Source organism: Clostridium sp. TW13 (assembly GCF_024345225.1).
Taxonomy (GTDB): Bacteria; Bacillota; Clostridia; order Clostridiales; family Clostridiaceae; genus Inconstantimicrobium; species Inconstantimicrobium mannanitabidum.
Genome location: NZ_BROD01000001.1, coordinates 883650 through 898774 on the forward strand (window position 1 = coordinate 883650; position 15125 = coordinate 898774).

The 15125-nt window shown below is 30.4% G+C and carries 12 protein-coding genes; 9 read left to right on the forward strand and 3 right to left on the reverse strand.

Annotation, left to right across the window (positions count from 1 at the left end; translation table 11 throughout):
* Positions 1-38: 38 nt before the first annotated feature.
* Entirely contained in the window at positions 39-1679 is a 1641-nt protein-coding gene (locus tag OCU47_RS04160) for a putative manganese-dependent inorganic diphosphatase (protein WP_261827333.1), read from the reverse strand.
* Positions 1680-1882: 203 nt separating this feature from the next.
* Between OCU47_RS04160 and OCU47_RS04165 the strand changes: the two genes are divergently transcribed.
* Positions 1883-4441: a calcium-translocating P-type ATPase, PMCA-type gene (locus OCU47_RS04165; protein ID WP_261827334.1), complete on the forward strand. Its 2559-nt coding sequence runs from the start codon at positions 1883-1885 to the stop codon at positions 4439-4441.
* Between the two features lie 132 nt (positions 4442-4573).
* On the opposite strand, the gene OCU47_RS04170 is transcribed toward OCU47_RS04165, so the two are convergent.
* Entirely contained in the window at positions 4574-4984 is a 411-nt protein-coding gene (locus OCU47_RS04170) for a hypothetical protein (RefSeq protein WP_261827335.1), read from the reverse strand.
* A gap of 370 nt (positions 4985-5354) precedes the next feature.
* The gene (locus OCU47_RS04175) at positions 5355-5753 is read right to left on the reverse strand and encodes a DUF6385 domain-containing protein (RefSeq protein ID WP_261827336.1); all 399 of its coding nucleotides are present in this window, start codon (positions 5751-5753) and stop codon (positions 5355-5357) included.
* Positions 5754-5951: 198 nt separating this feature from the next.
* Here OCU47_RS04175 and OCU47_RS04180 point away from each other — a divergent pair, with 198 nt between their 5' ends.
* From OCU47_RS04180 to spoIIAB, 8 genes are all read left to right on the forward strand, one after another.
* Positions 5952-6821 (forward strand): DUF6385 domain-containing protein, encoded by an 870-nt coding sequence (locus tag OCU47_RS04180; RefSeq protein ID WP_261827337.1) that lies wholly within the window; start codon positions 5952-5954, stop codon positions 6819-6821.
* Positions 6822-6952: 131 nt separating this feature from the next.
* Complete coding sequence (locus tag OCU47_RS04185; protein ID WP_261827338.1) at positions 6953-8773, forward strand: tetratricopeptide repeat-containing glycosyltransferase family 2 protein; 1821 nt, start codon at positions 6953-6955, stop codon at positions 8771-8773.
* Positions 8774-9231: 458 nt separating this feature from the next.
* A complete protein-coding gene (locus tag OCU47_RS04190; RefSeq protein WP_261827339.1) occupies positions 9232-10191 on the forward strand; it encodes a DUF4003 domain-containing protein in 960 nt (319 codons plus the stop codon).
* Positions 10192-10380: 189 nt separating this feature from the next.
* A complete protein-coding gene (locus tag OCU47_RS04195) occupies positions 10381-10713 on the forward strand; it encodes a hypothetical protein (protein ID WP_261827340.1) in 333 nt (110 codons plus the stop codon).
* A 104-nt stretch (positions 10714-10817) separates the two neighbouring features.
* Positions 10818-11492 (forward strand): deoxyribose-phosphate aldolase, encoded by a 675-nt coding sequence (deoC, locus tag OCU47_RS04200; protein WP_261827341.1) that lies wholly within the window; start codon positions 10818-10820, stop codon positions 11490-11492.
* Between the two features lie 292 nt (positions 11493-11784).
* Complete coding sequence (locus tag OCU47_RS04205) at positions 11785-14091, forward strand: AAA family ATPase (protein ID WP_261827342.1); 2307 nt, start codon at positions 11785-11787, stop codon at positions 14089-14091.
* 250 nt (positions 14092-14341) lie between these two features.
* Positions 14342-14677, forward strand: coding sequence for an anti-sigma F factor antagonist (spoIIAA, locus tag OCU47_RS04210; protein ID WP_261827343.1), 336 nt, complete (start codon positions 14342-14344; stop codon positions 14675-14677).
* Between the two features lie 14 nt (positions 14678-14691).
* Complete coding sequence (gene spoIIAB, locus OCU47_RS04215; RefSeq protein WP_261827344.1) at positions 14692-15123, forward strand: anti-sigma F factor; 432 nt, start codon at positions 14692-14694, stop codon at positions 15121-15123.
* Positions 15124-15125: the final 2 nt, after the last annotated feature.

Here is a 15125-nt window from a genome sequence, read left to right on the forward strand (position 1 = left end):
TACGAAGTACACTTCGCATAAACTACTTGCTTTTCATATTACATATTTAATATAGTGCTTGTTAATGGTGGAACTACTTGTTTCTTTCTTGAAAGAACCTTTGGAAGGTAAGCAGTATTGTCTTCTAACTTCATCTTGAATGCTATCTCTGCAATTTCAGGTTTTCTACCAGCTACTAGAACTTGAGAACCTTCATTGATGATGTCAGTAAGAAGAAGCATTAACATCTCAAAAGAACCTTCTTCACACTTCTTGTTCATGTAGTCTAACATTTCGTTCTTTAAAGGCATGAATCCTTCGATATCCATTGTATTAACTTGACCCACACCAATCTTAATTCCATTGATTACAAATGGTTTGAAGTCTTGGTTGAATATCTCTTCAATAGTTTTACCCTTTAGTGAAGTGCCAGCCTTGAACATATCTTGAGCAAATTTCTCTGCATCAATACCAGCAATTTTAGCTAACTTTAAGCAGATTTCTTTGTCAATTGGAGTACAAGTTGGTGATCTGAATAATAATGTATCAGATATTATAGCACCACATAATAATCCAGCAGCCTCTCTTGAAGGAGTTATATCATGTTCAAAGAACATCTTAGCTACTATTGAAGAAGTACTTCCTATTGGTTCACTTCTAAAATATAGAGGGTTTGTAGTTTGAACGTTTGCTACTCTATGGTGATCTATAATTTCAAGGATTTCTGCTTCTTCTATACCATCAACAGATTGGCCTCTTTCATTATGATCCACTAAAATTATCTTTTTCTTGTGTTCAGAAATTAAGTGATATCTTGAAACTGAACCTATTACCTTACCTTCTTCATCTAGTACAGCGTAAGTTCTGTATCTTGTTTCGCTCATTATAGCTTTTACGTCATCAACTAAATCATCTAGGTTGAAAGAAACTAAATCCTTAGAGATCATAACATAATCTACAGGGATACTTTGTACAATTAATCTAGATGATGTAAATGAATCGTGAGGAGTTGAGATTACAGTAACTCCATTAGTTTTAGCTAATTCTATTAGGTCTTCATGCATTGTATGAGAACCTGTAATTATGATTAAAGAAACTTTTATATTTATAAGTTCTTTTTGAGAATCTGGTCTATCTCCAACGATAGCAATATCACCAGCAGAAATTCTTTCTCTCATGCTTTCTGGTTGCATTGCTGCCACAACTATCTTTCCTGGGAAGTTTTCTGTAGCTTCATTTCTATATACAACTGAAGCTGAAAGAGTGTCCACTATATTTTCAAATGTAGTGTTGCTTTTTCCAAGAATGTAGTTATCCCATTCATCCATATAACTAGAAGTTAAATTTGCAGTTGAAAGCATTCCTATTAGTTGTTTGTGCTTATCTGCTACAGGGATAGATTTTAAATTGTTTTCTTTCATTATATTCCAAGCCTGTTTAAGTGATGTTCCACCTATTACAGGGTTGATTCTATCAAACTCTAGGTCTTCTACTTTTAACTTTATTGTCTCTAAAAACATTGGTGATGGAACACCGAAATAATCTAAGACATATTGAGTTTCTCTGCTAACTTCACCTAATCTTACAGGAACTGTAGGAGTAGATCCTAATTTATTTTTAAGTTCTGAATATGCTACAGCTGCGCAGATTGAATCAGAATCAGGATTTTTATGTCCACTAATATATATTAAGTCCTTCACTTGTTTCGTCCTCCTTTTACTATTTAATTATCCATACTATATTGTATAAATTAATGGTGAAAAAGTAAAGAGAATAGGTAGAATTTTGACAGAAAAAATAAAAAAATAGTTTTTATAAAATTAGGGTTTGTTAATAAATTGTTCTAATTAAAATCTTTGTTTCATATATTACAGTAGCTAATAAGATTTAGGAGGGTAAAATTTTGATTCGTGAGAATGAATTAATTTATGGACTAACGGAAAAGGAAGCAGGGAGAAGAAATGAAACTTTTGGTTATAATGAGCTGGAGGAGAAGAAAAAGACTTCTGCCATAGCCTTATTTCTTAGTCAATTTAATGACTTTATAATATGGGTATTGATTGGAGCTACTGTGATTTCAGGCATTATGGGACAGAAAGCAGATGCTATAACCATAATGATAATAGTCATAATAAATGCAATCTTAGGTTTTGCACAAGAATATAAGACAGAAAAGTCTTTAGAAGCACTTAAAAGTTTATCCGCACCTACTTGTAAAGTTATTAGAGATGGTGGAGTAAAGGTCATTAACACTAGATATGTAACTGTAGGCGATGTGGTTATACTTGAAGCTGGGGACAAGGTACCAGCAGATGGTGAACTAATTGATGGTATGAACATAGTAGTAGATGAGTCTATACTAAGTGGTGAATCAGTTGGAGTAAATAAAGGAGTAACAGATAAAAATAAAAAGATATACATGGGGACGACAGTTTTAAAAGGCAAAGGTTTAGTAAAGGTAAATTATATTGGTATGGATACTGAGATGGGGAAGATAGCCAATATGATTCAAGAAATAGAAGCAGAAAGGTCCCCATTAAAAGAGAAATTAGACTCTCTTGGAGAAATTCTTGTTATCATGTGTGTGGTTATTTGTGCGGTGGTAACAATACTTGGTATCATAAGAGGAAACAATGTAGCAGAGATGTTTCTACTAGGAGTTTCATTGGCTGTTGCAGCCATTCCAGAAGGTCTTGCAGCTATTGTAACAGTTGCTTTAGCTTTAGGTGTAAACAGAATGATAAAAAGAAATGCTCTTGTAAGAAAGCTTCCAGCAGTAGAAACTCTAGGTTGCACATCTATAATTTGCAGTGATAAGACAGGAACATTAACTCAAAACAAGATGACAGTAAAAGAGGTATATACTTCAGGAAAAGGCATGCTTTTAGATAAGGGAAAGCTATGTACCAATGAAATACTTAAAAAAATATTTGTGCTTTGTAATGATACAAATTATGATTTTAATGCAAGCAATTTAGATAAAGGATTGAATGGTGATCCTACTGAAACAGCTTTAGTAACTATGTTTTTTGATGATTTGCAAAAATTAAAGTTGTATTTATCTCAATATCAAAGGGTTTATGAAATACCTTTTGATTCTAACAGAAAGATGATGAGCGTTATTGTAAAAGATAAAGGAAGAGAAATTTGCTTAGTAAAAGGTGCTCCAGAAAAACTAATTGAAAGATGTAGTCATATTTTAGAGAATGGTAGAGTAACAACCTTTGAACCATCTAAAAAGAAAAAGGTAATGGAAGATATAGATAAAATGTCAAATAAAGCATTAAGATGTATAGGTGCTGCATATAAGGACACCAACATTACTAAAGGAAGTTCTCTTGAGAGAAATCTTATCTTTGTAGGAGTGGCAGGAAGTATTGATCCACCAAGAATAGAGGCAAAGGATTCAGTATTAAAATGTAGGTTAGCAGGAGTAACACCTGTTATGATTACAGGTGACCATAAGAATACAGCTTATGCTATTGCAGAAGAGTTAGGCATATGTAAGGATCAATCACAGGTTATTACAGGTGATGAAATCGAGAGTATTTCAGATAAGGAACTTAGGGAAAAGGTTAAGAAGATTAGAGTATTTGCAAGGGTAAGTCCAAATCATAAGCTTAGAATTGTTCAAGCTTTTAAAAAGAATGGCAATATAGTTGCAATGACTGGAGATGGTGTAAATGATGCACCAGCCATAAAGGAAGCAGATATAGGGGTTGCTATGGGAATATCAGGAACTGACGTAACCAAGGAAGCTTCTTCTATGATATTAATGGATGATAACTTTAAAACTATAGTTTCTGCTGTTGAAGAGGGAAGAGTTATCTATGATAATATCAGAAAATTTATTAGATACTTACTTTCATGTAACTTAGGAGAAGTTTTAACCATGTTCCTAGCTTCATTATTCTATTTACCAACTCCACTGGCTCCAATACAGATTTTATTTGTAAATCTAGCAACAGATGGGTTGCCAGCTATAGCATTAGGGGTAGATCCACCAGATGCAGATATAATGAGCCAAAGACCAAGACAAAGAAACGAAAGTATTTTTGCAAGAGGACTAACAGAAAAGATTTTAGTTAGGGGAACCTTAATAGGATTATGTACTTTGTTTGCATTTATGGCAGGGATATATTTTGATCTAGGAATGACAACTGCTAGAACTATGGCATTAAGTACTCTAGTTCTTTCACAACTTATTCATGTATTTGAATGCAGATCTGAAAGACATTCAATCTTTAAGATTAAGCTTTTCACCAATCCTTATTTGGTAGGAGCTGTTGCAATCTCTTTAATAATGTTATTGTGTGCAATATATATGCCTTTCTTTAGAGCAATTTTTCACACATCAGCTTTACAATTGTCTCAATGGGGGATAGTTGTGTTCTTCTCTGGAATAATAGCCTTGATTAATAGTGTTTATCTATATATTCAGGATAGGAGAAGAGATAGATAAACTATATGTAAGGCATCTAAAACCAAATAGGTTTATATGCCTTGCATATTTCCACTTGTTATATATTTTCAGATGCCTAAAGTAAAAATCCTTCAAGTAAATAATTGCTTGAAGGATTTTTAAATTTATAAATTATTTATTTCTCATTTTCTGTGTTTGTCTCTTCATTTTTGAATGATCTACAGGAACTAAGTCTTTCTTAGTAGTTAAATTAAGAATGTTCATTATATCAACTACATCATTAGGGTCCTTCTTCGATTTTATATTCTTTAACCCTTGAACAATTACAACATGACCTTGAGATATTTTCATAAACTCTGGTTTTTTAAACCACTTATGTTTTTTATATCTGCATTTAACAACATTTTTACTTCTTTCAGGTTTTACTATTAAAAATGCTTGGATTTTGTGAAAAATCCATAAAATAGTTTTTTCTTCAACTTTTATTGAAATAACACTACCTTGAAGTTGAGTTAGTCTGTCTCCATTTTTCTCTAAGTAAGAATCAGAGTAGTATTTAGATAACTTTTCTTTAAATCCCATATTTAGAACTCCTTTATTATAAATATATGTTTCTATTATGCTATGGAGCGAATTCAACATAGCATAAGGTTTACAAGTTAGATTATACAATATAATTCTATCATAAAAATATTAAACATAAAAGCCATTGAACTCAATAGTTTTCTTAATTATTTTAAGCACAATACTACAAAATCCATTAGAGTAGAGTGGATTTTGTAGTGAAATGTGGTTTGCTGGTAAAGTATGCAATTAATGTACTAGCTTTATTATGGTAAATTTGCAAGTTAAGTATACGTATTTTAATTGAATTTTATTAAATAAGTTCTATGTTCTATCTAATGTATTTATTGTAGATTTAGAATATTATTTATACGGATATACTAAATTATCATAATTGACCTTGCAGATAAATATATACGTAACCATCAGTTGGATTTTCAAAAACTAAGGCTGTATACTTTAAAAATACTGAAGGTACGAATACATCCATGGTTTTGGGTTCAATTTCTGCTTTGGGAGTGCTTTGTTTACAAAAAAATTGATTATCTGGTGATATCTCTATGTTTATGATTAAATTATTATCAGTTAGGTTTTCCACTGAAAAAGTATAAATTGAAAAATAGCTATTATTAAAAACTATTCGTTCTTTATTTTTAGATTTTAGCTTAACGCAATATTTTAATGAAATAAATTTATTATAAAACTCGTAATTTACAAGTCTAAAGTTTACTGAAGGATTGTCACTATATATACTCCGTAAATATTGATTTAAATTTGAAGACATCATAATTACTACACCTCTTTTCATAAATTCAATTAATGATTTTTATCTTATGTTTCATACATTTATATATAAATTATGTTTCAGATATTCAAATGGTTAATATATCTTTCTTTAAACTGATTATCTATAATGTAACGCTCACATAAGTCTATACATAATATAGTTTATAGGAAACAAATAACTTTTGGAGGAAATCGTAAGATGAACAATTTGATTTTTAATAAAGTGGCATCAGATTTTAACACCACAGTTTATGCTCAAGATTCTTCTGGAAATGCCCAACCATTAAAAGTAGATGGGCAGAGTAGGTTATCTATTGCTGGTACAGTAGATGGTACAGTCACAGTAGGAAACACAGTAACAGTGGCAGGCACAGTAACTGTAGGAAATACAGTAACAGTAGCTGCAACAGCAACATTACCAGTAGAGGGAACAGTAACAGTAGCAGCAGTATCAAGCACAGTGACTGTAGCAGGCACAGTAACCGTAGGAAATACAGTAACAGTAGCTGCAACAGCAACATTGCCAGTGGAAGGAACAGTAACAGTAGCAGCAATATCAAGCACAGTGACTGTGGCGGGAACAGTAACCGTAGGAAATACAGTAACAGTAGCTGCAACAGCAACATTGCCAGTGGAAGGAACAGTAACCGTAGCAGCGGTATCAAGCACAGTGACTGTAGCAGGTACAGTTACTGTTGGAAATACAGTAACTGTAGGAAACACAGTAAATACTGTGATAACAGGAAATAACTTTGTTTCAAATACAGTAACTAATCAATCAATTACAGGTACAGGTGTTTTACTTGACGGCACAGATATATCTCAAATAAGTACTGCATCAATGTTTATATACAATCTAAGTGCTACAACAATAACTTTATCTTTGCAGCTAAGCCCAACTACTACTGATGGAGATTATATTAGTGATCCTAACTTCACTAATGTAGCTATAGCTGGAAATGGTAGCAAAATGATTCCTATACAGCCATTTGCACACTATGCAAGATTACAATATGCAATGGGTTCTTCATCAAGCAATGTAACAGCATATTATAATGGTCAAGCATAGTGAAAGTTTAGTAAGCGTGTTACAGGTATAAATAGATAAAATTGAGCATGCAAATAAAAATAATGGGGCTATTTCAAACTTTTTGGAATTAACCCCTTTTTACTGAAATTTAAGGATGGAGGTGGTGGATATTGATAAATAAGAATAAAACCTTAAGTTTATGCATGATTGTAAAAAATGAAGAAAAGTTTTTATCAAAGTGTATAGATAGTGTACGGAAAATTATAAGTGAAATTATTATTGTAGATACTGGTTCAACAGATAAAACTGTAGAAATTGCTAAGGGATACTCAGCTAAGGTTTATAGCTATGAGTGGAATGATAATTTTGCTGAAGCAAGGAATTTTGCCATAAGTAAAGCGAGTAGTGATTGGGTTTTGCTTTTAGATGCAGATGAAGAAGTTATAGAAGATGGTTGTGAAAAGATATTAAATTTTATTAATAAAACTTCATTGGATGGTTGTAATTTTGTTGTATACAATTATACTGGAAATGATATTTCTTCTGAGTATACAGTGCATAATGCCTTTAGGTTGTTAAGAAATAATGGTAAATACAATTTTAAAGGAGAAATACACGAACAGATAGTCAGAAAAGATAAGAAAGAGATAGTAGGACTTTTTGCTGTAAGTGATATAGTAATAAAGCATTATGGCTATTTAAATTCTGTAATAAATGAAAAGAAAAAACGTGACAGGAATATTCCAATTATTCTTAAGCAATTAGAGTTAGAACCAGAAAATGCATTCTATTTATTTAATTTGGGGAATGAGTATCTTGCAAAACAAGATATAAATGAGGCTTTGAAAATTTATAATAAAGCTATGAATTATGCAGATGTTAATCAACCTTATGCGCCTCATCTATTTTATAGACGTCTTACTTGTTTAATGCAGTTAAAGAGATATGAAGAAGCAATAACAGCTGCTAATCAAGCTTTGAACCAGTACCCTAAATCTACAGATTTTGAGTATTTAAAAGGAACAGTTTATTTTGAGTGCAACATGGTAACCCTAGCCATAGATTCTTTTAACAAGTGTATAGAGATGGGTGAACCGCCTAGTTACTTAAAGTTCTTAAGTGATTGCTGTAGCTTCAAACCATATATTGCTTTGGGAGAGTTATATGAGAGTGTAAGTGATTATGATAAGGCAATTGACTTTTATAATAAAGCGCTTAATTCCAACAAAGATGCGTATTATATTCTATATACAATAGGAAGTATAGTAAAGAAACAATATAAAGATGGGAATATAGTATCAGATATGTTGCTAAGATATTTTTCAGCAAAAGAATATGTACCAAATCTGATTTTATTAACAGATATATTGATAAATTTGGATTTTTATGATATTGCAGAATTGTATGCAGATAAGATATTAGATAAAGAAAACAGCAATGTAGATGGTTTGTTTTTAAAAGCTAAAGTACATTTTTATAAGAAAAAGTACCATATGGCTTATGAAGGCTTCATGCAGGTAGAAAATTTTCATGACACAGAAAACATTTTAGCTAATATAAGAACAGAAAGCTTGCAGTATCTAGTTATCATAGCTTTACTTCAAAGTGATAAAGATATAACTTCAGTATTAAATTTGATAAAAGAAAAGCAGGTGAACGAAATATATAAAATATATAGACAAATATATTGTTTGCATGCAAAGTTATGTGAAGATGTATTAACAGGTGATGAAGATGCTGGTTTAGTTTTACAGACAGCAGTTTCATTCTTGGATAAATTATTGAAAGTTAAAGAATATGATCTTTTTAATGATAGTGTAGATATATTAAATAAAATTAATAGTGACCAGGTTTTAATTAATTTAGGAAAGATATATAATAAAAATGGTCTTAAAGATCTAGCTATAAAAACCATCCTTCAATCAATACAAGAACTTAAAGTTGTTGATAGAGAAAGTATTAATATATTGTATCAAACTACTTTGTTGTAAATTATTAGATTTGGATTTTATCAAAATACTTGTATTGTATGGCATAGGGTAACATTGCCTATATAGAGGTATTTTATTATCTGTATGTAACTATTCCATAATAATGTTGGTGGACTTTATAGACAAGCTACAAAAATTCGACAATTTTCTCACCAACATTTAAGTGGAATAGTTCTACATACAAATTATAAGCATAATAGTAATACGTATGTATAGAGATATTTAAATAATTATATACTTTTTATTAATTAATAATATTATGAAATTACAAATTATATTATTTATAAAATATGTAGCAGCAAGGATTATGGTTCGAGTAGCTTGGCTTTATATGGTATAATGTAATAGGAGTTTTAGAGATATTCACAAAAATATCACATAAAATTAATTGAAATCTTCACATAATTTTATTAAAATCTTATTAAAGGGTATTTAAAACTACATCTTGGGGGTGGAGAATGATGTACAAAACTTTAAAAAATAAAGTAGATAAATTGGCTGCGGCCTATGAATATGCAGAAGAAAACTTAAGATATGACGGAAATCTTATTAATAATTTTACATCTATAGTGTATTCAGATATAGATAAGGAGCTAGATTATAAATTTATTAAGGATATAAGAAAACATATAAGTAGTAAAACTCCATGGTTTTCTAGCTTTAGAGGTAACTCCTTATATATGTTGTCAATATTATTATCTGTTGAAGAGGATTGGAATAATGTCTTTGAGAAAGTAGCTTTTTGGGAAGAACATTTACGTTCAGCAGGATTTAGAGAGGGAACATATCTAGTTATGTCTTCTTGGGTATTGGCAAAATCTATAGGAGATGAAGAAGATAAAGAAGATGTATTGCGAAGAGTTATTGGGTTTTATAATTTTATCAAAAAAAATTATTCCAATATTACATCAAGTGATGACTATTTAGTATGTGTTTTTTTGGCAATTGCAAATTTATCTCCGTTAGAGTATAAATCTACTCTAGATTATATATTGAAAAATTTAAAAAAGGGACAAGAATACACTAGCAATAATAGAGCTCAAGCATTGGCAAATGCATTAACTATGGATAGAAAAGAATGTGAGAGTAATTTAGATAGAGTAAGAGCCATAATTTATGGCTGTGAAAAAATAGGATATCAAATTCCAAATCACTATATGACCGTTATAGGAATAGCTACATTGTTTATAAAAGATACTAATGAATTATTGAGCGAAGTGGAAGTTGCAATCGAATACTTAAGTCAATTTCATCAATATAATTTTTTTATGGATAAATCATTTAAATGTATATTAGCAATAATAACTGTACTTAATGACAGAAAAATTAATAAGGTTATTTTAAATTCGATTATAGCTGTATGCATTAATGATGAAATAGAAGGGCAAACTAATTCACTATTATCATCAGTAAATTAAATTTTAAGTAGATATAGTGTATGTGCCAATAAATAAACTACATATTTGGATAAACTGTACTGTTTATTGATGTAGAATATTATCTAGCAGGTTACCCATGGAAGGGAGAGAAGACTTATTACTAAGAATAAAGGAAAAGGGCAGAAGCAACAGAAAAAAAAGAAAAAAGAAAAAAGAAAAAAGAGCTTAATGCAAGCTGTTAACCTTGTTCTATTATATATATCTGCAGTTTTTGTTTCTTTATCTTATTTTTATATTGATTTAAAGATCCCAGTTCTACAAGAACTGTTTGTTACTAAGTTTCAAGGATTTATGCTTTCAATTGTAGGAGTAATTTATTTAATTTTTGTTACTATTGCCTCATTTAATATCAGTTTTTTTGAGGATGCTTTGGTACCATCAGGAATAATCTTATCTATATTAATATATTTGTTTATGAATTTTTCATTAACAGGACTATTTTTAAGTGTTTTTATATTTCTAGAGAACTTATTCTATTGGGGAAGTATAAATCAAGAGTAACTTAAAGGAATTGCATTTAGATTTCTCATGAATTATAATAAATTGAATACAAGGCATCTCCTTTGGAATGCCTAAAATGCAACTAAATTTAGGAGGACGGACATATGGATAAGAAGAAGTTAGCAGGTATGATTGATCATACAATACTTAAGGCAGAAGCTACTGAAAGTGCAGTAAGAACTGTATGTGAAGAGGCATTAAAATATGAATTTGCATCAGTTTGCATAAATCCAGCAAATGTTGCTTTAGCAGCAGAATTACTTAAAGCAAGTACTGTAAAGGTATGTACAGTTATAGGATTCCCTTTGGGAGCTAATACATCAAAGGTTAAAGCTTTTGAAGTAACAGATGCTATAAGCAATGGTGCTGATGAAGTTGATATGGTTATTAACATAGGAAAGCTTAAAGATAAAGATTATGAATATGTAAAGAATGATATAAAGGCTGTAGTTGATGCAGCAAAAGGTAAAGCGCTTACAAAGGTTATAATTGAGACTTGTCTTTTAACAGATGAAGAAAAAGTTATAGCATGTAAGCTAGCAAAAGAAGCAGGTGCTGATTTTGTTAAAACTTCAACAGGCTTCTCAACTGGTGGTTCAACTCCAGAAGATATTAAGCTTATGAGAGAAACTGTGGGACCTGATTTAGGGGTAAAAGCATCTGGTGGAGTTAGATCTTATAAGGATGCTGAGGCTGTAATAAATAATGGAGCCACAAGAATTGGTGCTTCTGCTTCAATAGCCATAGTTGAAGGTGGAGTAAGTACTGAAAACTACTAATCTAATTAAATAATTTTATTTTTGAAGATGCCTTAAGTCCTAGGATGCTACGTAAATATACAGATTTGTATTTGTATATTCATGAGCAATTCTAGGACTTTTATTTTTTAGTTTTTTAATAACATGGGTATGAAAAATATTCTAATAAAGCAGATAAAAAGTTTGAATAAATTTTTGAAAATAGATTATCTATCCCTACCCATTAAGAATATTAATATAATATAATTCTATAAAAAGAGGGAGGGAAACTCTTAAGGAGGAAAGGATACTTTTCTTGCTTGTGGGTGTTAATATGATTAAAGAGTTAACTCCAGCTCAAGTTATATTTGATTTTCCTAAATTAGATATAAATAAAGGGCTTGAAGAAGGTAAAGAAACTTATATTCCCAATATGCAGAATATATATGAGGAAATTAGTAGGATGTTCAACATTAAAAAAGAAGGGTACAATTTATATATAGTAGATAGCCTTTCTAAAGAAAAGCTTGGTGTAATTATCAACTATCTAGAAGAAAAAATAAAATTAAGACATGCTCCTAAAGATATTTTGTATGTAACTTATGAAGAGGAGAGAGAACCTGCTCCGTTGTTTGTAGGTAATGGCAGAGGAAAAGAAGTTCAAGATATGGTAAATAAAATTAAGGATATTTATCGGGAAAAATTATTTGATTTTTATAATTCATCTTCAGATATTGATAAAGAAAATATTATAGAGGAGCTTCAACGTGCAAGAAATTCATCAATGGAAACGTTAGAGGATTTAGCAGAAAAGCAGGGGTTTAGTATTAAGACTACCTCTAGTGGAGTAGCCTTTATCCCTTTAAAAGAAAACGAAATGGCTATGACAGAAAAGGAGTATGATGAATTAAAGAATGAAGAAAAGGATGGCATTATCGAAAAAGCCAGTAAGTTAAAGGAAGAAGCTAAAAATATTTTAGATAAGCTAAAAGTTATAGAGGTAGATGCAGTAGAGAAGCTTAAGAAAATTCTTATCACAAATCTATCTAAAGAAACTGAAGAAATAAAAAAAGAATTTAAGAATTTATTCAGTGATGAGGAAGAGATAATAGAGTATATTCAATTAATGTGCAATTTTATAGAAGAGAGTTCAGTGGAAGTTTATAACATGAATTATGAAGAGGAAGAAGAGGAACTTGGTATTATTTTTGACAAATATAATATAAATGTATTGGTTGATAACAAGGATAATGCTGTTCCAAGGATTATATATGAAGAGGACCCCAATTTACAAAATTTAATTGGTGAAATAGAATATGAAGCACATAAGGGAACTTATGTAACAGATATGACATTAATAAAAGCAGGATCAATATTAAAGGCCAATGAAGGTTTTTTGATAATAGATGCTAACTCATTACTCAATAATGCAGGTAGCTACCAAGGAATGAGAAAAATATTATCAACAGGAAAATTGAATTTTGATTATAATCGTGGCTACTTAGAACTGCTTACTTTAAACACATTAAGGACAAAACCTATTGAAATTAACACAAAGATTATATTGATTGGTGATTATAAAATATATGATTTATTGTATTCCTATGATGAAGAATTTAAAAGAATTTTCAAATTAAATGTGGAGTATGATCCTATTATTAGCTATGCAAACTCAGCTTCTAAATTAAGAGCATATGTGCTTGAGGTAGCAAAAAATAATGATTTGTTACCAATTGAAGAAGGGGCCATAGTAGAGATAGCTAAATATCTAGCCAGGAAGTCTGGAAGTAAGAAAAAGGTTGTTTTTGATGGACTAGAAATAGAAAAACTTTTATTATTATCTAATGACTCAGCTTTAAGCAAAAATCAAGCTTCTATAACCCAAGATAATGTTTTAGATTTTTGCACTAAAAAGGGTATTGAAGAGAGAGAAATATTAGAAATGTATAAAGATAAAAAAATAAATATAAACATTAATTCTCATATTGTTGGCAGTATAAATGGATTGTCAGTCATTGATACAGGATATTATATGTTTGGAAAACCAATAAGAATTACCTGCATTTGTACTAAGGGAGATGGAAAGGTAATAGATTTTCAAAAGGAAAATAATTTAAGCGGACATATCCATGAAAAATCAATTAATATTTTGACTTCATTGCTTAGTATGTTTATAGAGTCTTATTGCAAAATTTCGGTGGATTTCAATTTGAGTTTTGAGCAAACTTATGGAAAGATAGAAGGTGATAGTGCTTCTGTAGCCGAAGTACTTTGTATGCTATCAGCTTTAAGTAAGGTACCTATAAACCAAAATATAGCAGTTACTGGTTCTATAAATCAATTTGGAGATATTCAACCAATAGGTGGTGTAAGTGAAAAAATTGAAGGATTCTATAATGTTTGTGAAGAATTAGGAGATTGCATTGGTAAAGGAGTATTAATTCCGTCTACTAATATAGACGAGTTAATACTTCCTCCTAAAATTGAAGAAGCAATAAATAAAGGTGATTTTAAAATTTACTGTATGGATAGCATATATGATGCTATTGATGTGATGATGCTAGAGAATAAAATAGAAATTAAGGATTTGACAAGAAAAATTAAAGAACAGATGGATTTATTTTCAGATAAGAAACAATAGGGAGTAAACAATAATTAGTAGTTAAGAGGTAAGAGATAAGGCATAATAGGTAAGCATTGATAGTTGACATGTAATAAGTAAGTAATAGGAAGGTAATAGGTAAGTAATATCCTATGTAGAGTTTTCTATAAAACACTACATAGGATATTTTTGTCAAAAACAGTTGACCTTATATAGGATTATATGGTAAAATATTGAAAAACAGGACAGGGAGGTGAATTACTCATAAGGTAAAACTTAGAGTAGGCATATGTATTTAAAATTTTCTAAAGTATCAGATGTTATTATAGTTACAATGATAGGAGAGCTAGATCATCATAGTGCAGAAGAAGTTAGAATAAAGATAGATGATAGAATAGATAGAGAAAATGTAAACAAAATAATTTTAGATTTTTCATCTGTTGGATTTATGGATAGCTCTGGAATTGGTATGGTTCTTGGTAGATATAAAAAGATAGCTGTAAAAAAAGGCAATTTAGTTGTGGTAGCATTGAATAAAGGAGTAAAAAGAGTTTTTGAATTATCAGGTATGTTTAAAGTAATCAAAGATTATGACAATATAGATGAGGCTATTAAGTGTGTTTAGCGGAGGGAATATTTATGATAGATAATAAGATGAAAATAGAATTTTTAAGTAAATCTGAGAACGAAGCTTTTGCCAGAGTTGCTGTTGCATCCTTTGTAGCACAATTAGATCCAACAATGGATGAAATAACAGATATAAAAACAGCTGTCTCAGAAGCTGTTACAAATTCCATAATACATGGATATGAGAATAAGCCAGAAAATACTGTGGCTATTTTGTGCTGTATAGAAGGAAGAACAGTTACTGTAGTAGTTGAGGATAGTGGTGTAGGAATAAGTAATATAGAAGAAGCAAGGGAACCACTATATACTTCAAGGCCAGATTTAGAGAGATCAGGTATGGGATTTACCATGATGGAAACTTTTATGGATGAGGTTGAGGTATTTAGTGAAAAGAACAAAGGAACTAAGGTGGTAATGAAGAAAATATTTAAGGCTATTAGTTAGGT

What these genes read in the sequence shown, in the direction of transcription:
- deoC (WP_261827341.1), top strand. Translation starts at nt 10,818, where the DNA reads ATGGATAAGAAGAAGTTAGCAGGTATGATTGATCATACAATACTTAAG.
- spoIIAA (WP_261827343.1), top strand. Translation starts at nt 14,342, where the DNA reads ATGTATTTAAAATTTTCTAAAGTATCAGATGTTATTATAGTTACAATG.
- OCU47_RS04195 (WP_261827340.1), top strand. Translation starts at nt 10,381, where the DNA reads ATGCAAGCTGTTAACCTTGTTCTATTATATATATCTGCAGTTTTTGTT.
- OCU47_RS04180 (WP_261827337.1), top strand. Translation starts at nt 5,952, where the DNA reads ATGAACAATTTGATTTTTAATAAAGTGGCATCAGATTTTAACACCACA.
- OCU47_RS04170 (WP_261827335.1), bottom strand. Translation starts at nt 4,984, where the DNA reads ATGGGATTTAAAGAAAAGTTATCTAAATACTACTCTGATTCTTACTTA.
- spoIIAB (WP_261827344.1), top strand. Translation starts at nt 14,692, where the DNA reads ATGATAGATAATAAGATGAAAATAGAATTTTTAAGTAAATCTGAGAAC.
- OCU47_RS04190 (WP_261827339.1), top strand. Translation starts at nt 9,232, where the DNA reads ATGATGTACAAAACTTTAAAAAATAAAGTAGATAAATTGGCTGCGGCC.
- OCU47_RS04175 (WP_261827336.1), bottom strand. Translation starts at nt 5,753, where the DNA reads ATGATGTCTTCAAATTTAAATCAATATTTACGGAGTATATATAGTGAC.
- OCU47_RS04205 (WP_261827342.1), top strand. Translation starts at nt 11,785, where the DNA reads ATGATTAAAGAGTTAACTCCAGCTCAAGTTATATTTGATTTTCCTAAA.